The sequence below is a fragment of the Mesorhizobium sp. LCM 4577 genome, from assembly GCF_001854795.2.
Taxonomy (GTDB): Bacteria; Pseudomonadota; Alphaproteobacteria; order Rhizobiales; family Rhizobiaceae; genus Mesorhizobium; species Mesorhizobium plurifarium.
The window spans coordinates 26,579-52,389 of record NZ_MDDU01000005.1 but is presented as its reverse complement, the minus strand read 5'-3'; the positions used below and the strand labels follow the sequence as shown (position 1 = coordinate 52,389).

Sequence of the window (25,811 nt, the reverse complement as noted above, 5' to 3'; positions counted from 1 at the left end):
TCTCCTTCCTCTGTTGGCTGGGCTGAATTTCAGTTCGCGGGAGCAAGCCAGGTGTAATGGCCATTGCCCTTCTCGTCGGTCCAAAGCGGTACTGCGCGCCCAACGATCGAGCTCACCGGGAACGGGCCGAAGTAGCGCCCGTCGAGACTGTCCTGGACACGCCGGTTCATGACGAAGACTTCGGCGGCGGCGAGCGTGCGGCAGCCCTGCCAGTCAGGCAGCGCGCGTCCCTTGCGGTCGCGCTCCAGCGCGCCGCCAATGGCAAGCCCGTTCACCGTGACGAGCCGGCCGAGGCGACAAATTTGCTGTCCAGAAAGTCCCTCGATGTGCTTCAGCATCGGCACGCCGAGCGGAAGGTAGCCACGCTTGGCGGCGAAGCGTGCGACCGGGTCCGGCGACTTGATGACAACGAGCGCGCCAGCCGTAGGAACGGCCATTGTCCTGATCGCGTAGAGCCCGATTGGTGCGCTGGCCGATGCGTTCCATAGCAGCAGCGGCGGCATCTTGCCCAAAGCCGGAGCGACCGTTGCGGAGACAGCCGCAAGCACCGCGGCCATGCAAGCGGCGCGGCTCATGAGGTGGCTCGCTTGCGCAACAGAAAGGCGCGATGCTGCGCGAGCGAGTAGGCAGGCGGCGTTCCGCCGGCAATCAGTCGGTTGTGGGTCTGACGCCAATAGTCCGGTGCGACCTCAACCGGATCGAGGCCGCTCGCCTCGATCGCGTCGATGAGTTGCAGGACCCGCTCAACCTTGTCCCAACCTGCGATCTTGAGCAGGATCTCGCCGCCTGGCCGGATGTAAGGCATCGTCTGAAAAGCTTCAGCGGGCAAGACGGCGCGCACGATGTCTATGCGCGAAACGACGGTGCCAAAATCATTCGCCGCCCAGCGCACGAAGGCAAAAACACTGCCTGGCGCAAATCCCACGACGCGGCGGCGCTTGTCGATGATCGTCTGATCAGCAGGGCGTCCGAAGCGAATGCGACGCTCGATCCGCTTCTCGATCCAGATCAGCTCGACCGTGGTGAGATCGGCACCCGGCACCGATTGGGGAGACGGCGTCATGTGTCGGCTCCCTCGCGCCGCCCGATGCACCGTCGCTTCTGCTCCCCGCCGCCAGTCCGCGGCTTGCCCGCAAGACTGTTAGATTGAGAGTTAGACTCTAAGTTAGGAGCGCGATTCCCCGTTTCGGGGCCGTGCCTTAAAGCCGATGGCGGTTCCCGAAAGCACGAGGATGCGGTTCCCGATGGCACGATAGTTCGGGTTCCCGATGGCACGACGCTGTCCACAGGCCCCGGCGCCGGTTCGAAAGCCAGCAACACTCGGCCGCCAGCTTCCACCTCCGTCAACAGAAGGTACCCAGGAAGCGGTTGGCGCCGCACGATGTCGCGCAACTCGAAGGCGAAGCGCTTGAGCGGCGAGAGGCTGCCGGACTTGCGATGCAGGTGGCTGATGTCGAAGCGCCAGCCGGCGCGCTGGCGACCGCCATGCTTGCGCACCAGTCGATAGAGCCAGCGCTCCAGGCCGCCGGTCAGCCCGAAATAGGCCCGATCTATGGTCAGGATCAGCGCGTCGTCCATGACGGCGCGGTAGAACCAGTCGGGCAGGATCAGTTCGAGGCCAAGCGGGCGACCGTTGCGACCCGAGCGCTCCTGCCATTCGTTGATCCACGAGAAGCGATGGCGACGGCCTTCGGCGGGTTGGCGGATGGAGGTGACGACGCTGGTCGACTGCAGGCGATCGAGCGCCGCCTTGAGGCGCATGTAGTCTCGCTTGGAGACGCCGCGGCCGATGAAGGTAAGCATCTCGTAGGGCGTCGCGGCCATCAGGCGCGATGTGCGCAACCCGGCGTCTCGCGCGCTGACGATCTGGCTCGCGGCCCAGATCAGGATATCGGCATCCCAGATCGTCGCCATGCCGTGGTCGGGCATCGCTTCGACACGGATCGCCACATCGCCCGCGCGAAAGTCGATCGGCGCGATGCGCCTGGTTTTTGCGAGGGAGAAGAAGGGATAGGCCATGAGGTCCTGCGCATCGCGTGGCGCGACCACGCCCGGCAGCGCCTGGAACAGGTCGAGCTGTTCGCGCTCCAACGGTTGACGTGGTCTGGCCGACAAAGGGGAAATCAGCGTACTCAGCGCCTTTCGCGCCCGGCATAGGGGATCAGGCGGGCGGCTTGAGGCTTTGCGGGAAGCACCGAGCCATGCGGATCGGACGTCGATGTCATCGCGCCGCGCTGGACCCAGAGCTGGAGGTCGTCGACGGCGTAGACGACGCGGCCGCCAAGTTTGCGATAGGCAGGCCCGGTCCCGTAGGTGCGATGTTTCTCGAGCGTGCGCGCCGAGAGGCTGAGGAAATGCGCGGCTTCAGAAGTGCGCAGGTAGCGCGGCGGCAGTGGCGCTGCGTCGGCGTTCATGAGGTCTCTCCTTCCGGCCGTTGCGGTTGAACGGCGATCGATGGCCAGGATGGAGGAGCAAGGGCACGGTGATCAGGTGCGCAATCGAGGAGCGCTATTTCGCACCGCTGAGAGGCCTTCGGGAGTGGCGCGAGCGCGTGCATCGATCGGCGGTAGCGGCGCTCGACCATCTTCGCACCATCTCGTATCAAGCAGCGCAGCCGCTCACGGGAAGTCCGCTCGGACAGGCCGGCGCCCGGAAGGCTTTCGCGCCATCAGGAGACGCCTCGCCCGGTGCCGGGCGAGGCGTCTTCTAGGTCACTCGCCGTTGCGGCGGCTGGGGCGTGACCAGATGAGGCTGTGGCCCTCACCTTCCTCGTCGGCGAAGAGGTTGGCGTAGATCGGAGCGGTGAAGCTCGGGTCGTCCAGCTTGAGCCCGAGATAGTCGCGGCCCTCGTTGGAGCGCTTGGACCAGGCGGCGCCGATCTCGGCCTTGCCGACCACCACGCGATGGCTTGGAGCATTCTCGCCGCTGGCCCGGGTGTCGGGGACGATGCGTACGCTCTTGGCCTGGACGCTGAGGGTGACGATCTCGCCGGTGAACTCGTTCGCATTGGTCTTCTTGAAGGTGCCGATGGTAGCCATTTTCAATCTCCGTTTTCGTTTCCGAGCCCGCACCATGCGGCCTCGATGGCGATCGTGAGGCCGAGGCAACCGCCGCCGCATCGCTTGCGACCGAAGCAGAGCGGAGGATGGCGCAGGCGCGCGTTTCTTGAGTTGCGCGAGGAATGGGCTTCGCCCAGGGGAAGAAACTCGCGACGCGCCATTGCGGCATAGGCGGTCGAGGCTTCAGCCGTCCTTCGGCCAGATCAGTCCGTTCGAGAGGTCGTTGGTGCGCTCTGAGAAACTGCCGACGGAGACGATGGGATCATCTGCGAGTAAAGCGATGGTGTTGGCCGTTTCGCCCGTGCTGATGTTACCGCGCCTGACATGTGCTGCATCAGAGGCTGGACCCATCTGGCGATCGCGGACGGGATCAGCCTCGGCTTCGGGTGATGACTGGTGATGCCGTTGCTGGAGCCTATCGAAGCTGGTCCGGACACGCGCTCTCCAATGCCGGCCTTTGCGCTGGAGCGGCCGTATGTTGCGGACGTCTCACTTGGGCCGACAGCGGACCGGCAGGCCGTAGAGGGATAAGTGAGGATCTGCCATGGGTGCGCGGGGGCTCGCCATGTCGAAAGCTTTGCAACCAGCTTGCGCAAGTCTTGCTGCGCTCCAGATGTCACTCGTAAACGACACTCGCCGCGATGAGACGCACCAGCTCCGCCTGCCGCCGTGTCTCGGTCTTCTCGAATGCGTGCTGCAGGTGGGTGCGCGCGGTGGTCAGGCTGATGCGGAGCTCGTCTGCGGCCGCCTGCAGCCCTTCGCCGCGGGCGATCGCGATTGCCACGGCCGCCTCGGCCGGGGTCAGCCGATAGAGATTGCGCAACTGGCCCTGCGCGGTCCGCGGCGCGCTGTCCGGATCGGCCACGAACACGATCGCGGCGGGGCAGCCGACCACGAACCAGGTCGGCTCGACCTTCAGCGGTGCCACCAGCACGCTCAGCGGTCGCCGCGGCGCCGGCCGCGCGAGCGCCATCACACCGCCTGCTGTATCCGACCGCTCCGCGGCCGCGACGATCAACCGTTGAAATTGCGTAGCATCCGCGCGCCTGGCTGCGCGCAGCGCCGATTTCTCTGTCCTGATTCCGTCGGCTTCAGTGAGCAGCGCTTCGGCCGTCCGGTTGGCGAACAGGATCTCGCCGCTTGCCGCCACGATCAGCACGCCTTGGGCGACGCGGTCGAGCGCCTCGACATTGGCACTCCTGGCGATTTCCGAACGCGAGAGGCGCAATCCCACGCTCGCCGCGCGGACCAGATGCGGCCCGATACGGCGCAACCGGTCGAGGTGCTCGGGCTCGAACTCTCCTGTCGTCTCGGCGCGTCCGCAGGTGAACACGACGCGCGTGTCCGCCTCGTTCGCCAGCACGACTCCGATCGAGTGGCACATGTCGCCAGGCCGGCAGAAATCGTTGTAGAATTCGGAGCGCCGGTAGACCTCGCGCGGCAGGAGCTCCCAGATCGGGATCAGCGTACCGGCGTGCAGGCGCGCGATGCGCGGCAGGAACACATTGGTCTTGTAATAGTACCTCGCATAGGTGAGGTCCGCCTCGGGCGGCATGCGCACCGAATTCGCTTCGCTGCGCAACGTTCTTGTGTTCTGGAACGTGAGCTTGGTGGCGGCGCCTTCGAGGAAATCGGACAGCGTCTCGAGAACCTGGGGCCAGCGGCCGGGTTCGACCGCCGCATCGTAGATCTGCCCCACCATGCCGTCGAAGTCGTGCATGTGTGCCCGCTTTCACCGCTCCCTCGCCTGAAGGGACTTGCAGTTTGCCGGAAGCCGGCTTCACTGACAACCATTCCCCGCCGCATCTCGTATGTTCATACGAGGCAACCGCCTGAGTCCAGCGTGTAGCTAAGACACCATCAAGCTTCACATCAACCATATGTGGCGAAAGATGCAAACGCGGGCAGCACCTGGTACTGAAACCGACTGGAATGGTACGCATTACGAAACGCTGCTGACGGCGCGCGAGACCGGCGGCAAGCTCGGGGCATTTGCATCCGATGCTGGTCCGGGCGATGGACCGCCACGCCATCGCCACCCGAAATCCGACGAAGTCTTCATCGTTCTCCAAGGGCGGCTGCGCTTCTGGCGTGCCGGGGAAATTTCCGAGCGTACCGCCGGGGCATTGTTCTACATTCCCGCTGGCGTCGAGCACACCTTCGTCGTCGTTGAGCGTGCGCGATGGATCGCCATCCTGTCCCCAGGTGGCCTCGAAAGCTTTTTCCCGACGGTTGCCGCGCAGGGACTGGAAATTCCGCGCGACCTCGCGGTGATCAAGGCGATTGCGACCGAGTTCGACATGGAAATTACCGGGCCACCCTTCTCGATCGCTGGGCCATAACGCACTTGGCGTGTCCGCGCATTTGGCTTCACCGGATCGACTGGTATGATCGTCGGGCCGACCGAATTCGGGAATGTCGATGGTCGGCTGAGATGATCCGCGAAGTTGCCGGCAAAAAGGGGCGATGACATGGAAGCGGCGCCGCGTTCACAGATTGCAGAGCACTACGCGCGAGGCACCCTGATCGCAGATATCCGTGATGGTCTTGCCGCCTTGGGGAAGACCGAAAGCACGGTCACGGCCGAGGACCTCTCGCCGGTGGACGAGTTTCACATTGGCGGCCGCGCCGCCACGGGAGAGCTGGCAGGGCAACTTGCGCTCACCACCGGGGATCGAGTGCTCGACATCGGCTGCGGCCTGGGTGGCCCGGCCAGACAGATCGCTGAGCGCTACGGCTGTCAGGTGACCGGCATCGACCTCACTCGCGACTACGTCGAAGCCGGCGCCGTCCTCTCCAGTTGGCTTCATCTCGAGGACCGCGTCTGGTTGCAGCAGGGCGATGCTTTGGCGCTGCCCTTCGCAGATGGATCATTCGCTGCCGCATATATGTTGCACGTCGGAATGAACATTGCCGACAAAACCGCACTATTTTCGGAGGCAGCGCGGGTCCTGCGCGCGGGTGCCCGGTTCGGTGTCTTCGACGTCATGCGCACCGGAGCCGGCGAGCTGTCTCATCCGCTGCCATGGGCGAGTGCGGCAGATGCGAACGCGATCGCCACGCCAGAGCAGTACCGCGACGCGCTTTCCGCGGCAGGGTTCGAGGTCTTGTCGGAACGCGAGCGGCGCGATGTTGCGCTTGACCATTTCGCGCGGCAGCGCGCCCAGGCGGCCACAGGGCAGCCAGTACTGGGGATCCAGACGCTCATGGGAGCGCGGCGGCCGCAGATGGTCCGAAACATGGTCGAAAGTATTTCAGCGGGCCAGATTGCACCGGTCGAGATCATTGCCCGAAGATGGTGATGCCTCAGTTCGATCGCTGGCTCTGGCTGCTTCGGGTCAGAACTTCAACGAAGGAGCCCTGCCCTGGCACCGTCGGCTTGGGTGAGCAGCAGAGCTGACCTCAGCGGCCGTAAGGCGGCGCAAAAAACGTCATTCAATTCACGATCATAACCATGGGCTTGCAGAAGACGCGTTAAGTGAACCAAGGCGTCGGAACCCTTCAGGAATGACGCCGTCGCGCGCGAAGCAAATGGCGATAGCCGCGCTCGACCATCTTCAGGCCGTCACGAACTAAGCGATGCGTCTGATAGCGAAAAGCCGAGTCGTGCCAGTCGGCGGCGCTGACCAGCCGCCGGCCAAACAAGGCGGTCGCGACTTCGAAGTGGGATGCCTTCTGGTCGCGGCCATCCAGGCATCGCAGCATGTGGCTAAGGCGGCGCCGCTGGGCGTCGGTCAAGCGGGAGTCGGGAAGATGTCGCCTGTGCATCGAGCGGATGAACCGCTCGATCGCCAGGAGCCGGTCATGCGCCATCTCATCGAGCGGGATAATCGCGGCCAGCGGTTCGCCTGGCCGCGCATCGCTTAGAACGGCCAGTTGTGTTCCGCCTGGCGAAGAGCGCAAATGAAGGCCGAACTCGTCGTGCCGGCCCCCGGCCAGCGCAACGTCGTATGCACCGCCCTGCCCCGCGCGCAAACCGGTCGGAACCTCGACAAGATTGACAACCCCTGGGTCGATCTGAGGCGCCCAATAGACGGGCTGCTCGACCGCGGACTGATCAGGCCGGGCGGCGAAACTGCAAACCCCAGCGTTTGCGCAATGCGCGCATGGCCTTGGCAGAGCGGGAGGCGGCGAAGTCCTGCTGATACTGCGGATTGCGTCGCAGGAACTCCCAGGCGATCACATCGGCGGCCGCGCCGTTGAGGAACGCATATGCCTGTGGGTCACGCCACTGCGATGTATCCGGCTTCATCCGCATCCTTCCCTTCTCAAGGATCTGATAAGGGGATGCGGTTTTGAGCGAAATCCTTGGATTCCGTCATTGACGAATGACGATGACAGGCCTCAGCGCGGAGCGGTCAGGCTCGAACTTCCGAGAGCCTATTGGCTTGCGCCCTGCAGTGTCTTGAATGTCTTCGTCCAGCTGCGATACGCCTCATCGTCGCCCTGGCTCCACGCTGCGAAAGCGCGCCAGGCCGCGAATGACGAGGCGGGCTTCTCGAACAGAGCGCCGATCGACTGATCGCCGGCGGCCCAGCCCGCGGGGCGATCGCCTATCGGTTCAAGCGCAAGACGCCGCAGATCGGCCAATGCCGAGCGGATGTGCTGCAGCGGAAATTCGCAAAGGTCGGTGTTGTCAGTCGCTTCGCGAACGACAACCGCAAGCTTGGCGACCACACCAGCCAAGGATTGGGCGGGCGTTGTCGCAATCTCCGCCAACAAGACGTCGGCCTTTTCAGCGTCTTCCTGCTCCGCCGTCCGGGCATTGAAATAGCCGACGTCGGCGTCAGCCCCCTCCCCGAGCGGGAACGCTCCGTCGACGGACACGAGCGCGTCGCGGTCTAAGACCCCCTCCTCCGCTTGCTGTTGTCTGATACATGAGGCTAGCATTGCAACGTGTGCATCAATCCAGGCAAGCGAAAGTAGGATCGCGGGATCGGCTGATGGCTGATCCTCGGCTGCATGGTCGGCAGAAGGTTTAGGATGCTTTCTGGTCAAGGGAGATCAGCTCCCGTCCAGAGCGTGACGGAAGGCAAAGTCGTGGTATTGTCGGAATCAGCCATGATCCGAGCTCCACACAGCTTGGCTTTGGTCAGGTCGAAAAGGGTGTTCGCGCACCCTCTTCGACCGCAAGTTCGCAGACAGGGATATTATACAAATTGATTGAGGTCAATCATAATATTGCGGAGAAGGCGGCGAATTTCAGCGCCGAACAGTGTCGCGGCGCACGTGCAATGTTGGGATGGAGCCAAGATGATCTGGCACGGGAGGCGAACGTCGCACGTCAGACAATCGCTGATTTCGAGCGCGGCGCCCGAACTCCGATCGCAAACAATATATTAGCGATTGTGAATGCTCTTGAGAGAGCTGGCGTCGAAGTACTTCCCAACAATGGGATCCTGTTGCGAAAGAGCAGTTGATAGGGCACCTTCGCAGAAAAGCGGCGTCAGATGGGCCGAGCCCGCCGACCGAGGTCGGGACGGGCTCGCTTACTTTTACTCACCGTTGCGGCGGTTGGGGCGGGACCAGATGAGGCTGTAGCACTCGCCTTCCTCGTCGGCGAAGAGGTTGGCGTAGATCGGAGCGGTGAAGCTCGGGTCGTCGAGCTTGAGCCCGAGATAGTCGCGGCCCTCGGTGGAGCGCTTGGACCAGGCGGCGCCGATCTCGGCCTTGCCGACCACCACGCGATGGCTCGGAGCATTTTCGCCGCTGGCCCGGGTGTCGGGGACGATGCGTACGCTCTTGGCCTGGACGCTCAGGGTGACGATCTCGCCGGTGAACTCGTTCGCATTGGTCTTCTTGAAGGTGCCGATGGTAGCCATTTTCAGTCTCCGTTTTCGTTTCCGAGCCCGCACCATGCGGCCTCGATGGCGATCGTGAGGCCGAAGGCGACCGCCGCCGCATCGCTTGCGACCGCAGCGAAGGCGGAGGATGGCGCAGGCGCGCGTTTCTTGGTTGCGCGAGGAATGGGCTTCGCCCAAGGGAAGAAACGCGCGACGCGCCATTGCGGAAAAGGCGGTCGAGGCTTCAGCCGTCCTTCGGCCAGATCAGCCCGTTCGAGAGGTCGTTGTGCGCTCCGCGAATGAGGTCCGAAGACAATGCCAGCATCGGTGGCTCAGAGCCAAAGCGGATTAGTTCGTCAGGATGTCAGCCTGGCTCTGCATCAAAGCCCTTGCCCATCCGGTGCAACGCGCACGAGGACAGAGCACAAATGTCTCATTCGGGGCCGATCCCAGACAGTCCGCTTAGGCGTGACAAATCGCGGAAAGCTGCCATTCTGCTGCCGACCCCCTCTCTGTCGTTCCGAAGCCACTGACGATTTCCCGAAGTATGCCATTGCGGGCACGCCCAACTTTGGACTTGATCGGAGGCGCGTAAGACACCGTCATCGCGTGGCTATAGCCTGCCCGCTGGCAAGCACTCTGGGAGATGCCAGATGGGACAAGCGAAGCAGAAGAAGAGCCGCTATCAACAGCTGCTGGAGGATCATCCTCTGTGCTGCCTCTGCGGCGGCGCGACCAAGTCGTCCACGGTCGATCACATCCCGCCTCAGGCGTGTTTTCCGAAAGGCTACTTCCCCGAGGATTTTGAGTTTCCGGCGTGCGAAGCCTGCAATCGGTCGAGCAAGAAGGAAGACCAGATATTCGGCTACTACATGCAGATGGGGAACCCTGATCTGTTCACCAAAGACCTGTGGTCGATGTGGAAGCTACGGGACGGCATCAAGAACAACTACAAATCGGCACTCTTAAACACTAAGCTGAGCAATAAGGCCAAGGCGGAAGCGCTCACTAAGATGGGTATCGAGGTGCCGCCGGATGCCGACCTGACCAACTTGCCACTTGCGGGAGCGTCCGAGGAGTTCTTCGAGGCCGCAAAGGTCATCGGTCGGAAGCTAGCTTGCGCGATCTACTACAGGGAGACGGGCGGCAAGTTCCTTACGAGGAAGCACTACATCTGGACGGGCATAGTGCATGGCCGCCATCCGCGGGCTTCGATGCTGACGGACTACCTGAATCGGATGCTGCCCGAGACAGAGGAGGGGACCCGGCGCAACATCAAGGAGTACGGGCGCAGATTCGGCTACCGCTACGGCTACAAGGAGAAAGAGGACTTTATGATCTCCGCGTGCCAATTCGGAATCGGCTTTATCTGCCTTACCTCCAGCGGCTTGTTTGAACAGGGCTCAAAGAATATTCCTCCTGAGGAGCTTCTAACTATCTTTCCGACGCCCGATGAGCGGGCAGCTGCTGCGGCAGAGGCGGAGAATTAGATAGCGGCCGAGACTGCCCTCACTGCCTAACCGCCGCCTCATCCCGGACGAACTGGTCAAGGCCCCAAAATCCTGTCGCGATCTCACAAAAGCTGCCGCGCGCTCAGTGAGCGAGAGTGACAATATATGGGCTGACTTCTGCCTGCTCGTTTTTCGGGCGCACGCACCGGGCAGGTAGACATCAACGCGAACCGCGCGGCGTTCGATGTAGAGGTTACAGAAGTCGTTCCTCTTAATGCCGGCAGGCCCTGCGACGCTACAGGAACTTCGAAATGCGGTCGAAAGCCGCCTCGAAGCGGCTCAGCGTCTCCTGAACCGGCTTGCCCTTGCCGGCGAGCATCTCGGGATTCTGTAGCAAGTACATCGACGGGTCGAAGTGGCTGAACTCGGGAATCTCCTGAGGGAGAAGCCTGAAATAGGCCTCTGCCTTCTTGACCAACCGCGTAGTGCCAGTGTCGGCGGCCTCAAGTTTTTCGACAGTGAGCTCATGGCGCCCTGTTAGGGCGTAGGTCTTGTTGACCAGATCGACGAATAGCGCTGGGTCAAAGAAGTCCTCGATATCGGCCTCATCCTTGCCGGCAATGTCGGTCGCGAGGATGATCCGCTCCTCGTCGAGCAGCGCGGCCTTGTGTAGATCGTCGAGTTTCCTCTTCTGACCACGCTCGAAATCGGTGAGCACTGCGATGTTGAGCTTGTTGCCGTAGAACAGTCGGACGAACGGCAGCACCTTGTCGATCCCACCCGAGGGGCAAATCGCCCACGCTGGCGCAAGATGCGAGCGTCCGGCCCCCTTAAGCGCCGAGGACGCGGCTTGCAGGTAGAGGATGTCGCTCGGCCCCTCGACGAGAAGCGTATTCTTGCCGATGACAAGTGTCTGCGTGACCTCGAAGCCCATGGCCCCGAAGATTGGGAAATTAGTTTGAGGATCAGTCGTCAGCACGTCCGACCGGATCTTTGTGCCGATCGACTTCTTCCGGTTGCGCTCGTCTAGCCTAACCACGTCCTCGACCGTCCGCACGGATGCTAGGTCGTCCGGCGGCACCATGAACGGCGAATGGGTCGACCAGATAACTTGGTGATGCGGTGCGATCTCTTTGTAGAAATAGCGCAGAAGATCGAGCTGGGCCGTGCCATGCAGCGTCAAGCCTGGCTCATCAAGCAGCAGGATGACGTTACCGTGGCTCTTCTTGATCTGGGCGAATTTCACCAGGAACGAGAAGAACCAGATGAAGCCCGCAGACCTTTCGGAGAACGGTACGGTGACCCCATGCAGACTATTCTCCACACGCGCGCGCGCAACGGGGCCGGCGTTAAACGGCACCGGGTCGCCCGACTTGCCCTCGGATAGCACGACCTTGATCTTGAGCTCGTCATTTTGCGTCCAGTAGTCGAAGATTTGGTCCGTGATCTTCAGCGCGGCCGCCTCGCACTTGGCGTTGAGTTCTTCGAACTGCGTGGTCTGCACCAAGTCGTCAAGGGTGGTGCCGGCATACTCCAGGAAATCGAGGAACACCCGGTCGCCGCTCGACATCGGCCGGCTGTTCTGTTTGTCGTCGTTAAGCTTGTTGATCGAAAGCTCGCCGCTCATCCGGTCATAGTGCGAGAAGTACATGAACTTCGGCGCCAGATCGCTGAGGATGTCGATAGCCTTAAGGGATGCCGACTTCTTTCGGAACTTGGTGATGGCATCAAGCAGGCCCTGCTGCGGAGCAGTCCGGCTTGCTAGGCTCTCGAGCGCCTCTGCCGCCCTCTCGGTCGTCGACGCCGTACCGAGGACGGACCGTTCCTCGTCAGTGAGCCCGTGCTTGGCGACGAGGTGGTCGAGTGCTGCTTTGTCGACGAACGGCACGTTCCAGGTGGTATTGGTCTGTTCGTAGGACTTGCTAATCGTGACCTCTCCGCCGCTCAGCGCTTTGGCTCCGAATACGGCCGCAATGGCCGCGACGTCGGCGGGCTCCAGTTTCCATTTGGTGCGCATCACCCGAGCCTGACCGTCACCATAGTCCGAATCATACTCGGACAGCATTCTGCGAGGGTAGTTGGTGATCTTGCCGTATTCGTTGAAGTCGGGGTCGGTAGACCGAATGCCTTCCAGTGCCTTTAGGAAGGCGGACTTCCCCGCCTCGTTCTTTCCCACAAGGCAGGTCGTCTGACCGATTGCGACAGGATCGGCGTCGATGATGTTCCGGTAGTTGGTCGCGTGCGCCTCGATCAGCTTCAAGTTCGCCCCCCTTCTATCGTTATACTTTGCACCAAGAATATCGTTTCGAGTTCAAAAATATTCAACTAACAACCCGACCCTTTTGCACGTGTACGTGATCGGCGACGGTGTAATGCAGCACGGCGAGGCGGGCTTCCGGCGAGAGTGAGCGCACCTGTTGGGACCGGCCGGTGCCACTGGCCTTCTTTCGACATCGTGCTTTTAATTCTGCAGCCACGACACCGGAATTAGCGCAATTCCGTCACGCCACCTCTCGGCGATCGCGCCACGGAACCACTCGTCGAGCAATTCCACGTGGTCGGAAACAATGATCTGCATGTTGGGCGTGTCATCGGTGAAGCGGTACAACAGCCTGAACAGCTTGCGCACAGCCTCCTGGTCGTCGTCGGCAAGCCCTTCGATAAGACCATTCTGATCGCGGTCGGGTGGATAGTGGGCCTGCGACGGCTGATCTAGCATCAAGAACCCCGGCAAAGGTCGGTTGCGCCTGCGGAACAGTTTATGGAGGCTGAGATGTGCCGCAACGTGATAGCCGACCCAGTTTTCGCCACTGCCCATCTGCGCGAGGGACAGAGGCCCGTCATCTGTGTCGGCAATGACGGAGAGGTTCTTCAGGTCCAGCCGTAAAGGATGATTGCCGTGCTCAAGGCCGAGATCTGTCGCGAACGCGGTAAGGTCGCGACCCACGAGATTGAGTGCCGTTGTCAACCGCTCCTCGGCCGCATTGGCGTCCAGCGCCTGCTGCAACGCCTCCATCTCTGCGCGCAGCGCGCGGATTTGGCTGGGAAGCTGACTGGCGGGCGCGGTCGTGTCAGCGTTCTCCAGATAATAAGCGATCCGTCCCGCGACACGCGCCTGTTCGACGAACTGGTTTTGCGCCGCGCGCAGACGCTCGTTCTCCTGAATACGCTGCGCAATGCTCGCCTGGACGCCGCGGAGTTGCTCTGACACGGCCGCGCGGCGCGCTTCGAGTGCCGCCATCCGCTCTTGCAGCCTGGGCGCGTCCCGACGCACGGACTGAAGCTGCTTCTGTATACCCGCAAGCGAGGCCCGGATTTCCGTTACGGACGGCACGGGCACCGACAGACGACTGTCACAAACCGGGCAGACATCGTTCGGACCATGCCCGTCATGGGCGACGAGTCCTATGGAGGCGAGCCGCGCCTCTTGCTCCTTCGCCTCGGTTTCGAATGCGGAGGCTTCCTTATGGAGCCTCTCGATATCCCCGATTTCGTCCCGTATTTCCTGAAGCTCGGTGAGGAGGCCGCGCCGACGTTCGTCCAGCGCCGGCAGATCCGCACCGGAGCCTCCCGCGTTCTCGAAGTCCATGCCCGCCGGACGGCCCGCAGTACGCAGCAAGGCGACGGCAGCGCGCGTGTCTTGCGGCGCCGCGCCAGCGGGCAGCAGTCTGCTGCGGCGCGCCTCATCGATCAGGGCCAGCGCAGCGGAGGACGTCTGTCGCGACAGTGCCACCGCCTCCGCCCGATCACGCTCCAGCCTGCGTAGGCGCGTGCGAGCGTCCTGGTACCGTTTGACCGTGAGGAAGTGATCTTCGTCGACGGCGCCCATGAAATAGGGCAACGAATCCCGGATCGCCGCCGGGAAGAACTGCTCACCCTGGCGGTGGAAAAGGAAACGGCGGTTGGCAATCTCGTCCTGGTTCTGCAGACAGAACAAGATCGCGTGCCGTGATGAGGCTTGGAGCGGGTCGCGTGTGGACGTGCTCTCGGGAATGTTGACATTCTCGGCAATGCCGAGAATGGACGACAGTTGGGCCCGCAGTCCCTCCTCAGTAATATTTTTTTCGAAGTCCGCGTCTGTATCAGGTACGGCCTCGACGCCGCGCTTGAAAAAGACCTCGTCGCTCTTCTTGCCGGCAGGCCCAGGGTTCTTCCGGGCAACGAGGATGCCCTCGCCGCCATGGTCAAACAGGACGGCAAACCACGACGCCGTGCGGCGTATCGCGCCCTCGGCCACCGTGCATTCGTCTCGCCCCCAGCAATAATCCACGATATCGAGGAGTGCCGATTTGCCGGTCTTCGACTTGCCGGTGACGATATTGAGCGTCCCAAGCCTGAATGCTACGTCGCGACGCTCGCCTTCTGGCGAATACACGGAGATCGATCGTATTTGCAGACTCATGGCAGCACCCCGAAGCCCTGAAGCACCGAAGGCGCATCACCCTGCGCACCAAACCAGCGCCCGAGCAGCATGGCTGCGCTCCGCGCCTGATCGGTATCGTCGGTGCTGATCGTGGCCTTGGTGGTTGACGAAAGTTTTGAGGATCCGGGCACAAGCCCGCCGTTTTGAACGGCCAGGCGGTTTTGCCGGATCGAAAAGATCATGGCCTCGCGAACGACAGGACGGAGCCGCTCCACATGCAAGGGAAGTTCAGCGATGATGTTGTCGTGCGTCGCGACCCACCCAGCGAACGCCGTGCTCGCCATCTTTGGCAGTTGGTCACGCGATCCCCTGTGTAGCGCGAGCGGGAGAACGACGAAGGCAAGCACAACGCTCATAGGCTGCCCCGCCTTCTTGTAGTACTCACCCACGCTTCTGCAGAGCAATTCTCCGCAGAAGGCCGGATTGAAGTTATTGGCCTCTTCCGTGGGTCGCTCAGACCAGCCGAGGCTCCAGCGCGAGGAGGACATCTACGCATCCTCCAGTTGCTTAGCGAAAAGTGTCACGTAGTCGCGATGCCAACCCACGCGCAATCTGTCTGCGAGGATATGATACGAACCGACACTGAGAAAGCGGTTGGTGAGCGTGCGGAACGGAAAGCGCGCTTCGTTCTCGACCCACGAGTAGAGTCCTAAACCGGCCTGCTTGAGCTCAGGCTCACCGCAGCCCGCTGTGAGGCCGTCGCGCATTTGCTCAAAGCGCGGTTGCCATTCTTCGATCAGATTGCGCTCAAAGTGGCTGACCTCATCATCCAGCACAAGGCTCTCGCGAACCCAATGGGAGCGCTGTGCAAAGGCGCGGTAATAGTCCTGCTTTGCAAGTTCCAAGCGGCGCTGTCCCAAGCCGATGCCGCGGAGTTGTCGAACGAAGCAGAAGTCATCCAGCTTGCTGAGTTCAGCGTCGTTGACTTCCGCATCATCCATGATTAGCGGCAACGCGTCCCGCTTCATGCTCTCCCGGATTTCGTCGAGTTTTTGTTCGAGCGAAGTCACGGCGATCGTTCCTGGAGATATCGACTGGAGGAGCGCGCAGACGCGCGGCCACCACCAACCTTCAAGCTGTTCTCGGGCGAGGGCCGCTTTGCCGCGTGGCGCGAGAAGTGCAATCTGGTTTTCGATCACCGCTTCCAAGTCCGCAATGAGCGGTGCACCGTCCAGGATTTGTACGGCTGAAAGCAATTCCTTCTGGAGCGCGGTCGGCAACGCTGTGAATGACACGATGGATTTTGCAATCGCAGCATTTTTCGAGGCCGCTGCAGCGGCCAAAAGCAATTCGTGCGCTTTGTCGATGTCACGCGGCCCCTCGCCGATCGTCGCCGGGCGGAGGAGATGGGCGGCCGTCCCTTCGGACACGGCGGATGTGGTCACAAGTGCAAATCGAGTCCTGCCGGGAAGAGAGGGGTTATCTTTCGTTTTTTCGGCCCATATGCCGAGCGTCTTCCAAAGATCCACCGACCCGTCGGTGAGGTTCGCGGCCTGGTGCAGGTGGTGCTTGGTCTGGAGCAGATCGATGGCCGCACCGTCCTTTTCGAACGATACGTCGTCCAGCTTTTCAATAGAGACCTCGACGCTGGAATCGACGTTGGCGTACTTCAACGCTTCGGACAACGCGAGGCGCGCCTGATAGAGGTATCCTGCCGCGACGTGCGCGACACTGTGCTTGTCGGAACTACTGCTCACGCCCCCTCCCAATACTTGGGGAATAGATATCACGGCGCGCACGTTCGCCACCAAAAAATGCCCGTTGAATGGATTCTGGGTGTGGATAGTTTGCATTAGGGCGATCATTTCAGGGCTTCAGCATTCCGTAGCAGACATAGAAAAAGCCGCCAGTGCACCAGCGTCAGGCGCGGAGGCCGCGTTAGCAGGATACGAGTATCAGTTGTCCGTGTCGCGGATGTTGCTATTGACCAAGTCCGCGACCCGCATCGTGCTAGAGCCAGCCAACGAAGAGGACCTTCAGGCCGACACCGAAGACGCCCGTCCCGGCCGCGTCGTACCAGCCCATCCTGCCCGCTAGTTGTTGGCGGGAGTTCCGCTCTCCGATCTACCTGGACGACCTTGGGAGAGTGCGAGTTCGACGATAGTCGAAGCTTTCTTGAGCGAGTACTGGGTCGATGAAGGACCTAAAGCCGCCGGTCATTGACCCTTGGCTGGTATCGACGAGCCGCCAGCAGCACGTCCGCAACAGGCATTTTCTCTATCTCTGCTTCAAGGTTGGCGACTCAGATGCCGTCAATGCGCAGTCCGCACGTTCGATACCTTGACACCGCGAGTGGCATGGCAGCTTTCGAGAATTTGCCTCGGTTGCCTGAACGTCCGCGATGAAGGCGCAAAGCTGCCTTTGCTCAGGCAGAAGCTAATGCCTCAAATCAAGGGGACAGGACAGGCCACTTGACTCTCGCTGCTCAATCATAGAACAAATAGAGAACATGCTTATATACGCTTTCCTGGAGGTCAACGACCATCTTGCGGCCGGAGCCCGCCATAGAATCACTGCGCGCGCGGATCGAGAAGATCCAGGGCCGAAGCCGACCCGCCAGATCGGTGCTTCCGTTCGGGATCACCGAAATGGATGCGCGCCTGCCGGGCGGAGGGCTGGCGCTCGGCGCGCTGCATGAAATCGCGGGCGGGGGCAATGGCGCCATCGATGGCGCGGCGGCGGCATTGTTCGCGGGCGGCGTAGCGGCGCGCACGCGCGGCAAGGTCTTGTGGTGCATCGCCCGGCCCGACCTGTTCGCCCCGGCGCTGGCACAGGCCGGCCTTAAACCGGACCGCGTCATCTATGTCGAGGCCGGCGACGACAAGACGATCCTCGCATGCATGGAAGAAGGCATCCGGCATGGCGGGCTGGGCGCGGTCGTCGGCGAGGTCGCCCGCCTGACCATGACGGCTTCGCGGCGACTGCAGCTCGCCGCCGAGGAAGCCCGCACGATCGGAATCGCGCTGCGAAGATGGCGGCGGCAGACGGAGGCGGCCGATTTCGGCCAGCCGACGGCCGCGATGACCCGGTGGCGCGTCTCGGTCCTGCCCTCGACGCCGCTGCCCGTGCCGGGCGTCGGCCGTCACCGATGGCTGGTCGAATTGATCCGCGCCCGCGCGGGCGAAAGTGCGGATTTCGAATTGGAGGCGTGCGATGGCACGGGTCGTCTCGCTGTTCCTGCCGACCTGGCCCACCGATCGGGTGCGGCGGAAGGCCGGCGACGCGGCGCCGCCGGCTGAGGCCCCGCTGGTTCTGATCGGCCGCGACAAGAACCGGCGCGTGGTGCTCGCGGCCGACGCAGCGGCGCTCGCCGCCGGCTTGCGCCCGGGCATGCCCGTGACGAAGGCGCAGGTGCTGGTTCCGGGGCTTGCGATCCAGGACGCCGACCGCCAGGCGGATGCCGAGGCGCTCGAGCGGCTCGCCGTCTGGATGCTGCGATTTGCGCCGATCGTAGCGCCCGATCCTCCCGACGGGATCGTCATCGACACGACAGGCGCCGACCACCTCCATGGCGGTGAGGTCGCGATGCTGGACGGACTGGTCGGGCGTCTGGCGATGTCCGGCATCGTAGCCCGCGCGGCGATCGCGGACAGCTGGGGCGCGGCGCATGCGCTGGCCCGGTATGGCGATCAAGCCATCCGCATCGCGCCGGCTGGCCACGGCCATTTGGTCCTCGAGCCGCTTGCGCTTGAGGCGTTGCGGATCGCGCCTTCGACGGCGGCAGAGCTGCGCAGGCTTGGCTTCCAACGGATCGGCGATCTCCTGAAACAGCCACGCGCTCCGCTTGCCTTGCGTTTTGGCCCGGAGATCGGCCGCCGCATCGATCAGGCCCTCGGCAACACAGCCGAGCCGATCGACCCGGTTCGCCCGCCCGACATCGTGGAAGTCCGCCGTGCCTTCGCCGAGCCGATTGGCGCGGCCGAGACAATCGCGCGCTACATCGGCAAGCTCGTCGACAAGCTCTGCAGCCTGATGGAACAGCGCGGGCTTGGCGCGCGTCGTCTCGATCTCATCTGCCAGCGGGTCGACAGCCAGGCGCAGGCGATCCGTGTCGGCATGGCGATGCCCGTTCGCGATGCCAAACGGCTGACCAAGCTGCTTTGCGACAAGGTCGAGACCATCGCGCCCGGTTTCGGCATCGAGATGATGATCCTGGCGGCCACATCGGCCGACCCCCTGGAGCGCAGCCAGGCCGTGAGTTCCCTCGTCGAGGAAACTGTGCCGGACGTGTCCGACCTCATCGATACGCTGATGAACCGCGTCGGCGAGCGCGCCGTCTACCGCCTTGCGCCCGTCGCCAGCGACGTGCCGGAGCGTTCGGTTACCAAGATCCCGGCGATGGCGGCCGACACCGGCGCGGCCTGGCCTGGCCACTGGCCGAGGCCAGCGCGCCTGCTGCCGCAGCCGGACCCGGTCGAGACGGTGGCGCTGTTGCCCGACCATCCGCCGGCGTCCTTCACCTGGCGCGGGGTGCGCCGGCGCGTGAGGCGCGCGGACGGTCCGGAGCGGGTCTTCGGCGAATGGTGGAAGCGCGACGCCGAACTGGTGGCGGTGCGCGATTATTTCCGGGTCGAGGACGACGATGGCGAGCGCTACTGGCTCTACCGCGCCGGCGACGGTGAGGATGCGGCGACGGGCTCGCACCGGTGGTTCCTGCATGGAGTGTTCGGATGAACGACGTGCGTTATGCCGAGCTGCAGGTCACCTCGCATTTCAGCTTCCTGCGCGGCGCATCCTCGGCCGAGGAGCTGTTTTCGCAGGCCGCACTTCTCGGTATCGAGGCACTCGCCGTCGTCGACCGCAACAGCCTCGCCGGCATCGTCCGTGCCCACGAGGCGGCCAAGACCACCGGCGTGCGCCTCATCGTCGGTTGCCGCCTCGACCTCACGGACGGCATGTCACTGCTCGCCTACCCGACCGACCGTGACGCCTATTCCCGGCTGTGCCGGCTGCTCTCGCTCGGCAAGGCCCGGGCCGGAAAGGCGAAATGCCATCTCGAATGGAGCGATGTCGTCGCCTATGGAGAAGGCCTCATCGCCGTGCTCCTGCCCGATATGGCCGATGAGACCCTGGCGATGCGCCTGAGACATCTGCGCGAGGCATTCGGCGACCGCGCCTACATGGCGCTGACGCTCAGGCGCCGGCCCAACGACCAGCTTCGCATCCATGACCTGGCGACGCTTGCCGTCAAGATGAAGGTGCCGTGCGTCGTCACCAACGACGTGCTCTTCCATGAGCCGGGCCGCCGCATCCTGCAGGACGTCGTCACCGCGATCCGGCACAATGTCACCATCGACGCGCTCGGCGAGCGCCGCGAGCGGCATGCCGACCGGTACCTCAAGCCGCCTCAGGAAATGCACCGGCTTTTTGCACGCTACCCGGAAGCGCTGGCGCGCACGATCGAGATCGCCGACCGCTGCCGGTTCTCTCTCGGCGAGCTTGCCTACCAATATCCGGAGGAGCGCGACGACCCATCGCTGACACCGCAGCAGGCGCTCGAAAAGCTGACATGGCAGGGCGCCGCGACGCGCTACCCGGAAGGCGTGCCGGACAGCGTCGCCCGCTCGCTACGCCACGAATTGCGGCTCATCGAGAAGCTCGGCTACGCACCCTATTTCCTGACCGTGAATTCGATCGTGCGTTTCGCGCGCTCGAAGGACATCCTTTGCCAGGGCCGCGGCTCCGCCGCCAATTCGGCAGTCTGCTACGTGCTCGGCATCACCTCGATCGATCCCGGGCGCAACGATCTGTTGTTTGAGCGTTTCGTCTCCGAGGAGCGCCGAGAGCCGCCCGACATAGACGTCGATTTCGAGCATGAGCGGCGCGAGATCGTCATGCAGTGGGTGTTCGACACCTATGGACGCGACCACGCGGCGTTGTGTTCGACGGTGGTGCGCTACCGCACCAAGGGCGCGCTGCGCGACGTCGGCAAGGCGCTCGGCCTGCCGGAAGATCTCATCCGCACGCTCTCCGGCCAGGTCTGGGGCTGGTCAGAAGAGGGCGTCGAGGAGCGGCATGTCGAGGAACTCAATCTCAACCGTGCCGATCGCCGCCTGCGACTGACGCTCGACCTTGCGCGTCAGTTGATGGGCGCGCCGCGTCACCTCAGCCAGCACCCGGGCGGCTTCGTGCTCACCCATGACCGCCTCGACGATCTGGTGCCGATCGAACCGGCGAGCATGAAGGATCGTCAGGTGATCGAATGGGACAAGGACGATATCGACGCGCTCAAATTCATGAAGGTCGACGTGCTGGCGCTCGGCATGCTGACCTGCATGAAGAAAGGCCTCGATCTCCTCGCCGAGTGCAAGGACATACGCCTCGACCTTGCCACCATACCGGCGGAGGATCCGCGCACCTATGCCATGATCAGGAAAGCCGATACGCTTGGGACTTTCCAGATCGAGAGCCGGGCGCAGATGTCGATGCTGCCGCGGCTGAAGCCAAGGACTTTTTACGATCTCGTGGTGCAGGTCGCGATCGTGCGCCCCGGGCCGATCCAGGGTGACATGGTCCACCCCTATCTGCGCCGCCGGGAAGGCATCGAGCCGGTGCACTACCCAAGGCCGGAGCTCGAGAAGGTGCTCGGCAAGACGCTCGGCGTGCCGCTGTTCCAGGAGCAGGCGATGCGGGTTGCCATCGAATGCGCGGGCTTCACGCCAGGCGAAGCGGACATGCTTCGCAAGTCGATGGCCACCTTCAAGTTCACCGGCGGCGTCTCATCCTTCAAGACGAAGCTGATCGACGGGATGGTGGACAATGGCTATGAGCGCGCCTTCGCCGAGCAGACATTCAAGCAGCTCGAAGGTTTCGGCTCGTATGGTTTTCCGGAGAGCCACGCCGCTTCCTTCGCGCTGATCGCCTATGCCTCGGCCTGGCTCAAATGCTGGCACCCGGATGTCTTCTGCGCGGCGCTGTTGAACAGCCAGCCGATGGGCTTCTACGCGCCCGCCCAGATCGTGCGCGACGCGGCCGCGCACGGGATCGAGATCCGACCGGCCTGCGTCAACGCCTCGCGCTGGGACTGCACGCTAGAGCCTATTTCTGATGATGGACATTTCGCCGTCCGGCTGGGCTTGCGCATGGTGCGCGGCCTCGCAAATGCCCATGCAAGCACGATCGTTGCCACGCGCGCCGACCAGCCCTTCGCCTCGGTCGACGATCTGTGGCGGCGTGCTGGCGTGCCGCAGGCAGCACTTGTCCAGCTCGCCGAGGCGGACGCGTTCCGGCCAGCACTTGGTCTTCCGCGCCGCGAGGCGCTTTGGGCGATCAAGGCGCTGCGCGACGAGCCCTTGCCGCTGTTCGCGGCTGCATCGGCCCGTGAAGCGGAGCAGGTGCCGGAGATCCACGAACCGGCGGTGGCGCTTCGGCCGATGACGGCCGGCGGCGAGGTCGTGGAAGACTACCGCCATATCGGCCTGACGCTGCGCAGTCATCCGATCTCTTTCCTGCGCGACGACCTTCGCCGTCGCCGCATTGTTTCCTGCGCCGAGGCGATGGCGGCGCGCGATGGCCACTGGGTGGAAACGGCAGGCATAGTGCTCGTGCGGCAGCGCCCGGGCTCGGCCAAGGGCGTCATGTTCATCACCCTTGAGGACGAGACCGGGATCGCGAACCTCGTCGTCTGGCCGAAAGTGTTCGAGCAGCACCGGCGCACGGTTCTGTCGGCGGGCATGATCGCCGTAAAGGGCCGGATCCAGCGCGAGGGCGAGGTGGTCCACCTCGTGGCTCGCAAGATCAGCGATCTGTCAGCCGAGCTCGCCAGCGTCGGCGAGCGCGAGGGCAGCTTTCCCGTGCCGCACGGCCGCGGCGACCAAGTGCGCAATGGCGGCTCGGGACCCGATCCGCGCGAGCTGCCGCCCAAGGCGCTGCGCGGCCGCGACATCTACGTACCCGACCTCCACATCGACAACATCAACGTCAGGACGCGGGATTTCAGGTGAAACGCCGAATTTCTTGCCCGGCTCAGGATCGCAAGACGGTCCAAAGCGTTACAGGTCGAACGTCGTGACCGCGCGGGCGATCGAACAGGAGACTATAATGGCAGACGACAAATCGAAGCGAGGCGCCGCAGACCGTCGGCAGGTCTCCGGCGGTGAAGGCTACGAGGTCAATTATTTCGCCCGCAAGCACGGTATCAGCAAAGAGCAGGCCGAAGCCCTGATCAAGCAGGTCGGCAACGACCGCGACAAGCTCAATGCCGCCGCGGAGAAACTGAAGAAATAGGCTGCGAATTACGAATGGCGCATCGGGCAGTTGGGTTTTGTTTGAGTGAGGTCAGGTGAGCAAGTCAGCTTTGCGTCGGCCGAGAACCAGAGGATCTTCAACTCCCCTTGCGAAGCCAGCCCCGCGCGGCGCAGCCAAACTCGCACCGCCCGCGTTCCGGCCGCTCCAGCTTGCAAAACTGGTGGACACGGTTCCTCCTGGCGACCGCTGGATCCACGAAATGAAATATGATGGCTACCGCATTCTCGTCGCTGTGGGCGGAGGCGAGGCGCGCGCCTATACGCGCTCCGGCCTGGACTGGTCCGACCGCTTTCCGTCCATTTTGGCGGAGGCGCGCAAGCTCAACGTTCGCTCCGCCCTGATCGACGGAGAGGCGGTTGTCATGGACAAGGAGGGCCGATCCAGTTTCCAGGCGCTGCAGAACGCATTGAAGGGCGCTCCCGCGAGCATCGATTTTTATGCCTTCGACCTGCTCCAGCTCGATGGGGAAGACCTGAGGAGGCTGCCGCTCCTGCAGCGCAAGCAGAAACTGGAGAAAATCCTGCCGGCGAAGCACCCCGTCCTGCGCTACTCCGATCATATCCAGGGCCGCGGGGAAGAGTTGCTGAACCGCTTCTGCGACGCCGGCCTCGAGGGGGTGATCTCGAAGCTCGCGGACTCGCCCTATGTCGGCGCCCGCGATGGAAGCTGGCTGAAGATCAAGTGCATCAAGCGTCAGGAATTCGTGGTCGTCGGCTGGACGCCGTCGGACAAGGATCGCGCGTTTCGATCGCTGATCCTCGGCGTCTATGACGGCGGAAAGCTGCGCTATGCCGGCAAGGTCGGGACCGGTTTCGATGCCGCCGGGATGGCCCGGCTCATGCAGACCATGGCGCCGCTCGAGCAGAAGGCTGCCACGGTCGAGGCGCCGCGCGCGGAGGTCCGCGGCGCGCACTGGCTGCGTCCCAGGCTTGTCGCCGAGATCGCCTTCACCGAGATGACCAATGAAGGAACACTGCGCCATCCAAGCTATCTCGGCCTGCGCGAGGACAAGAAGCCGGAAGCGGTCGTGCTCGAGACGGAACACCGCACAGCCGCCTTGCCGGCGCCTGCGGCAAGCGCGGTCGCGATCAGCAATCGCGGCCGCGTGATCTACCCCGAATCCAACATCACCAAGGGTCAGCTTGCCGATCATTATTCCGACGTTGCCGCGATCATGCTTCCCTGGGCCGCCAGCAGACCGATCAGCCTGGTCCGCTGCCCGCAGGGGCGAGCCAAGAAATGTTTTTTTCAGAAGCATGACGCCGGCAGCTTCGGCGACAAGGTCCATCACGTCGGGATCACCGAAAAGGATGGCCATGAGGAGCCCTATCTTTACGTCGACGATGCCGAGGGGCTTCTAACCTGCGTCCAGATGGGAACGATCGAGTTCCATGGATGGGGAGCGCGCATCGAAGACGTCGAGAAGGCCGACCGCCTCGTGTTCGACCTCGACCCCGACGAGGGACTGGATTTCGAGGCGGTCCGCGCTGCCGCATTCCAGTTCCGGGATATTCTGAAATCCATCGGCTTGACCACCTTCCCGATGCTGACGGGCGGCAAGGGCGTGCATGTGATCGCCCCGCTCACGCCGCGAACCGAATGGCCCGAGGTGAAGGCCTTCGCCTCCGGGCTCGCTCAGGCGGTTGCCCACAGCGACCCCAGCCACTTCACGGCGGTGATGTCGAAGGCCAAACGCAAGGGGCGGATTTTCGTCGACTACCTGCGCAACCAGCGCGGCGCCACGGCGATCATGCCTTACAGCGCCAGGTCACGGCCGGGCGCCCCGGTCGCAGCACCTGTCACCTGGGCGGAGATGAAGACGATCGATGCGCCCTCGCATTTCCATGTTGGCGACGCGTCCGAGTTGAAGAAGCGCGCCGCATCGAAGGCCCTCGCGGACTGGGGCCGGGCCGATCAGTTCCTGCCGGACCTCATGAAGCCATGAGGATCGCCACCTACAATGTCAACGGCGTCAATGGCCGCCTGCCGGTGCTGCTGCGCTGGCTTAAAGAGGCGGCGCCGGACATTGCCTGTCTGCAGGAACTCAAGGCGCCGCAGGAGAAGTTCCCGGAAGGGCGTATCCGCGACCTCGGCTATGACGTGATCTGGCATGGCCAGAAAAGCTGGAACGGCGTCGCGATCCTGAGCCGGGTCGGCAACATCCACGAAACGCGGCGCGGCCTCCCCGGCGACCCCGATGACAGCCATAGCCGCTACATCGAAGCAGCAGTCAATGGCATCCTGATCGGATGCCTTTATCTTCCCAATGGAAATCCAAGGCCCAGCCCGAAATTCGACTATAAGCTGCGTTGGTTCGACCGCCTCATCGACCACGCAGCCGAACTCGTGGCGTCCAGACAGCCGGTGGTGCTGGCAGGCGATTTCAACGTCATGCCGACCGAACTCGATGTCTACAAGCCCGAGCGCTGGCTGGACGATGCTCTGTTCGCGCCCGAGGCGCGCGCCGCCTATGCGACGCTGCTCGAACAAGGCTGGACCGACGCACTGCGCGCGCGTCATCCCGGCGAGAAGATCTACACGTTCTGGGATTATTTCCGCAACGCCTTCGGTCGCAACGCAGGCCTGCGCATCGACCACCTTCTCGTGAGCCCGTCGCTCAGAAAGCGGCTGATCGATGCCCAGGTCGACGTCGAGGTGCGCGGCTGGGAAAAGAGCAGCGATCACGCGCCGGTCTGGATCGAGCTCTCGCAAAAGTCAGCGCCTCGCGGCCGTTCAATGCCTGACGAACGAAGCAGCCCCGGGAGCGGCTAAGCGTCGGTTGCTCGCCAATGATGGAACCGTCACGATGTTTAGCTGCGGCGTCAACAGGCTTCGTGCGCCTAAAATG

24 protein-coding genes are annotated in these 25,811 nt (G+C 63.2%); 10 read left to right on the top strand and 14 right to left on the bottom strand.

Annotation, left to right across the window (positions count from 1 at the left end):
- Positions 1-29 precede the first annotated feature (29 nt).
- From LCM4577_RS09910 to LCM4577_RS09885, 6 genes are all read right to left on the bottom strand, one after another.
- Positions 30-575, bottom strand: a complete 546-nt coding sequence (locus tag LCM4577_RS09910) for a S26 family signal peptidase (protein ID WP_071070994.1) — start codon at positions 573-575, stop codon at positions 30-32.
- Entirely contained in the window at positions 572-1,063 is a 492-nt protein-coding gene (locus tag LCM4577_RS09905) for a DUF2840 domain-containing protein (protein ID WP_071070992.1), read from the bottom strand. The genes LCM4577_RS09910 and LCM4577_RS09905 overlap by 4 nt, the downstream gene beginning before the upstream one ends.
- Positions 1,060-2,115, bottom strand: coding sequence for a replication initiator protein A (locus LCM4577_RS09900; RefSeq protein WP_071070990.1), 1,056 nt, complete (start codon positions 2,113-2,115; stop codon positions 1,060-1,062). Before LCM4577_RS09900 ends, LCM4577_RS09905 begins: the two co-directional genes overlap by 4 nt.
- Positions 2,116-2,132: 17 nt before the next feature.
- Complete coding sequence (locus LCM4577_RS09895) at positions 2,133-2,414, bottom strand: AlpA family transcriptional regulator (protein WP_041002472.1); 282 nt, start codon at positions 2,412-2,414, stop codon at positions 2,133-2,135.
- 297 nt (positions 2,415-2,711) lie between these two features.
- Entirely contained in the window at positions 2,712-3,038 is a 327-nt protein-coding gene (locus LCM4577_RS09890) for a DUF736 domain-containing protein (RefSeq protein WP_041002456.1), read from the bottom strand.
- 637 nt (positions 3,039-3,675) lie between these two features.
- Positions 3,676-4,779 carry a LuxR C-terminal-related transcriptional regulator gene (locus LCM4577_RS09885; RefSeq protein ID WP_041002466.1) on the bottom strand — a complete coding sequence of 368 codons (1,104 nt, stop codon included), beginning with the start codon at positions 4,777-4,779 and terminating at the stop codon, positions 3,676-3,678.
- 172 nt (positions 4,780-4,951) lie between these two features.
- On the opposite strand from LCM4577_RS09885, the gene LCM4577_RS09880 reads away from it, so the two are divergent.
- Together LCM4577_RS09880 and LCM4577_RS09875 are read left to right on the top strand one after the other, a co-directional pair.
- Positions 4,952-5,401 carry a cupin domain-containing protein gene (locus tag LCM4577_RS09880; protein WP_071070986.1) on the top strand — a complete coding sequence of 150 codons (450 nt, stop codon included), beginning with the start codon at positions 4,952-4,954 and terminating at the stop codon, positions 5,399-5,401.
- A 129-nt stretch (positions 5,402-5,530) separates the two neighbouring features.
- The gene (locus LCM4577_RS09875; RefSeq protein ID WP_071070984.1) at positions 5,531-6,361 is read left to right on the top strand and encodes a class I SAM-dependent methyltransferase; all 831 of its coding nucleotides are present in this window, start codon (positions 5,531-5,533) and stop codon (positions 6,359-6,361) included.
- 199 nt (positions 6,362-6,560) lie between these two features.
- On the opposite strand, the gene LCM4577_RS09870 is transcribed toward LCM4577_RS09875, so the two are convergent.
- The 3 genes from LCM4577_RS09870 to LCM4577_RS09860 all read right to left on the bottom strand — a co-directional run bounded on the left by LCM4577_RS09870 (position 6,561) and on the right by LCM4577_RS09860 (position 8,057).
- Positions 6,561-7,034 carry a DUF2285 domain-containing protein gene (locus LCM4577_RS09870; RefSeq protein ID WP_244508274.1) on the bottom strand — a complete coding sequence of 158 codons (474 nt, stop codon included), beginning with the start codon at positions 7,032-7,034 and terminating at the stop codon, positions 6,561-6,563.
- Between the two features lie 82 nt (positions 7,035-7,116).
- Positions 7,117-7,311, bottom strand: coding sequence for a transcriptional regulator domain-containing protein (locus LCM4577_RS09865; RefSeq protein ID WP_071070981.1), 195 nt, complete (start codon positions 7,309-7,311; stop codon positions 7,117-7,119).
- Between the two features lie 128 nt (positions 7,312-7,439).
- A complete protein-coding gene (locus tag LCM4577_RS09860; protein ID WP_244508273.1) occupies positions 7,440-8,057 on the bottom strand; it encodes a hypothetical protein in 618 nt (205 codons plus the stop codon).
- A gap of 161 nt (positions 8,058-8,218) precedes the next feature.
- Between LCM4577_RS09860 and LCM4577_RS09855 the strand changes: the two genes are divergently transcribed.
- On the top strand, positions 8,219-8,479 hold the full coding sequence (locus LCM4577_RS09855; RefSeq protein WP_244508272.1) for a helix-turn-helix transcriptional regulator: 261 nt from the start codon (positions 8,219-8,221) through the stop codon (positions 8,477-8,479).
- Positions 8,480-8,554: 75 nt separating this feature from the next.
- On the opposite strand, the gene LCM4577_RS09850 is transcribed toward LCM4577_RS09855, so the two are convergent.
- Positions 8,555-8,881, bottom strand: coding sequence for a DUF736 domain-containing protein (locus LCM4577_RS09850; RefSeq protein WP_071070977.1), 327 nt, complete (start codon positions 8,879-8,881; stop codon positions 8,555-8,557).
- Between the two features lie 614 nt (positions 8,882-9,495).
- Between LCM4577_RS09850 and LCM4577_RS09845 the strand changes: the two genes are divergently transcribed.
- Positions 9,496-10,332, top strand: a complete 837-nt coding sequence (locus LCM4577_RS09845; protein WP_071070975.1) for an HNH endonuclease — start codon at positions 9,496-9,498, stop codon at positions 10,330-10,332.
- Between the two features lie 256 nt (positions 10,333-10,588).
- On the opposite strand, the gene LCM4577_RS09840 is transcribed toward LCM4577_RS09845, so the two are convergent.
- From LCM4577_RS09840 to LCM4577_RS09825, 4 genes are all read right to left on the bottom strand, one after another.
- Positions 10,589-12,553 carry an ATP-dependent endonuclease gene (locus LCM4577_RS09840; protein WP_071070973.1) on the bottom strand — a complete coding sequence of 655 codons (1,965 nt, stop codon included), beginning with the start codon at positions 12,551-12,553 and terminating at the stop codon, positions 10,589-10,591.
- A 201-nt stretch (positions 12,554-12,754) separates the two neighbouring features.
- Positions 12,755-14,695, bottom strand: a complete 1,941-nt coding sequence (locus LCM4577_RS09835; RefSeq protein ID WP_071070971.1) for a DUF3732 domain-containing protein — start codon at positions 14,693-14,695, stop codon at positions 12,755-12,757.
- Complete coding sequence (locus LCM4577_RS09830; RefSeq protein WP_071070969.1) at positions 14,692-15,204, bottom strand: three component ABC system middle component; 513 nt, start codon at positions 15,202-15,204, stop codon at positions 14,692-14,694. Before LCM4577_RS09830 ends, LCM4577_RS09835 begins: the two co-directional genes overlap by 4 nt.
- A complete protein-coding gene (locus LCM4577_RS09825; RefSeq protein ID WP_244508271.1) occupies positions 15,205-16,521 on the bottom strand; it encodes an ABC-three component system protein in 1,317 nt (438 codons plus the stop codon).
- Between the two features lie 681 nt (positions 16,522-17,202).
- On the opposite strand from LCM4577_RS09825, the gene LCM4577_RS09820 reads away from it, so the two are divergent.
- The 6 genes from LCM4577_RS09820 (at position 17,203) to xth (ending at position 25,735) form a co-directional block, all read left to right on the top strand.
- Positions 17,203-17,955, top strand: a complete 753-nt coding sequence (locus LCM4577_RS09820) for an ImuA family protein (protein WP_071070967.1) — start codon at positions 17,203-17,205, stop codon at positions 17,953-17,955.
- Positions 17,870-19,390: a DNA polymerase Y family protein gene (locus tag LCM4577_RS09815; protein WP_071070965.1), complete on the top strand. Its 1,521-nt coding sequence runs from the start codon at positions 17,870-17,872 to the stop codon at positions 19,388-19,390. The genes LCM4577_RS09820 and LCM4577_RS09815 overlap by 86 nt, the downstream gene beginning before the upstream one ends.
- The gene (locus LCM4577_RS09810; protein ID WP_071070963.1) at positions 19,387-22,659 is read left to right on the top strand and encodes an error-prone DNA polymerase; all 3,273 of its coding nucleotides are present in this window, start codon (positions 19,387-19,389) and stop codon (positions 22,657-22,659) included. The genes LCM4577_RS09815 and LCM4577_RS09810 overlap by 4 nt, the downstream gene beginning before the upstream one ends.
- Before the next feature lie 97 nt (positions 22,660-22,756).
- Positions 22,757-22,942, top strand: a complete 186-nt coding sequence (locus LCM4577_RS09805) for a DUF3606 domain-containing protein (protein ID WP_041002437.1) — start codon at positions 22,757-22,759, stop codon at positions 22,940-22,942.
- A gap of 55 nt (positions 22,943-22,997) precedes the next feature.
- Positions 22,998-24,908 carry a DNA ligase D gene (gene ligD / locus LCM4577_RS09800; RefSeq protein WP_274535002.1) on the top strand — a complete coding sequence of 637 codons (1,911 nt, stop codon included), beginning with the start codon at positions 22,998-23,000 and terminating at the stop codon, positions 24,906-24,908.
- The gene (gene xth / locus LCM4577_RS09795) at positions 24,905-25,735 is read left to right on the top strand and encodes an exodeoxyribonuclease III (protein ID WP_041002435.1); all 831 of its coding nucleotides are present in this window, start codon (positions 24,905-24,907) and stop codon (positions 25,733-25,735) included. Before ligD ends, xth begins: the two co-directional genes overlap by 4 nt.
- Positions 25,736-25,811 lie beyond the last annotated feature (76 nt).

Bases quoted from the DNA above. Each gene is read 5' to 3' on its own strand.
- LCM4577_RS09805 (WP_041002437.1), top strand. From the start codon at position 22,757: ATGGCAGACGACAAATCGAAGCGAGGCGCCGCAGACCGTCGGCAGGTC.
- LCM4577_RS09895 (WP_041002472.1), bottom strand. From the start codon at position 2,414: ATGAACGCCGACGCAGCGCCACTGCCGCCGCGCTACCTGCGCACTTCT.
- LCM4577_RS09890 (WP_041002456.1), bottom strand. From the start codon at position 3,038: ATGGCTACCATCGGCACCTTCAAGAAGACCAATGCGAACGAGTTCACC.
- LCM4577_RS09815 (WP_071070965.1), top strand. From the start codon at position 17,870: ATGGCACGGGTCGTCTCGCTGTTCCTGCCGACCTGGCCCACCGATCGG.
- LCM4577_RS09875 (WP_071070984.1), top strand. From the start codon at position 5,531: ATGGAAGCGGCGCCGCGTTCACAGATTGCAGAGCACTACGCGCGAGGC.
- LCM4577_RS09850 (WP_071070977.1), bottom strand. From the start codon at position 8,881: ATGGCTACCATCGGCACCTTCAAGAAGACCAATGCGAACGAGTTCACC.
- LCM4577_RS09865 (WP_071070981.1), bottom strand. From the start codon at position 7,311: ATGAAGCCGGATACATCGCAGTGGCGTGACCCACAGGCATATGCGTTC.
- LCM4577_RS09880 (WP_071070986.1), top strand. From the start codon at position 4,952: ATGCAAACGCGGGCAGCACCTGGTACTGAAACCGACTGGAATGGTACG.
- LCM4577_RS09885 (WP_041002466.1), bottom strand. From the start codon at position 4,779: ATGCACGACTTCGACGGCATGGTGGGGCAGATCTACGATGCGGCGGTC.
- LCM4577_RS09825 (WP_244508271.1), bottom strand. From the start codon at position 16,521: ATGATCGCCCTAATGCAAACTATCCACACCCAGAATCCATTCAACGGG.
- LCM4577_RS09905 (WP_071070992.1), bottom strand. From the start codon at position 1,063: ATGACGCCGTCTCCCCAATCGGTGCCGGGTGCCGATCTCACCACGGTC.
- LCM4577_RS09845 (WP_071070975.1), top strand. From the start codon at position 9,496: ATGGGACAAGCGAAGCAGAAGAAGAGCCGCTATCAACAGCTGCTGGAG.
- xth (WP_041002435.1), top strand. From the start codon at position 24,905: ATGAGGATCGCCACCTACAATGTCAACGGCGTCAATGGCCGCCTGCCG.
- LCM4577_RS09810 (WP_071070963.1), top strand. From the start codon at position 19,387: ATGAACGACGTGCGTTATGCCGAGCTGCAGGTCACCTCGCATTTCAGC.
- LCM4577_RS09830 (WP_071070969.1), bottom strand. From the start codon at position 15,204: ATGTCCTCCTCGCGCTGGAGCCTCGGCTGGTCTGAGCGACCCACGGAA.
- LCM4577_RS09910 (WP_071070994.1), bottom strand. From the start codon at position 575: ATGAGCCGCGCCGCTTGCATGGCCGCGGTGCTTGCGGCTGTCTCCGCA.
- LCM4577_RS09835 (WP_071070971.1), bottom strand. From the start codon at position 14,695: ATGAGTCTGCAAATACGATCGATCTCCGTGTATTCGCCAGAAGGCGAG.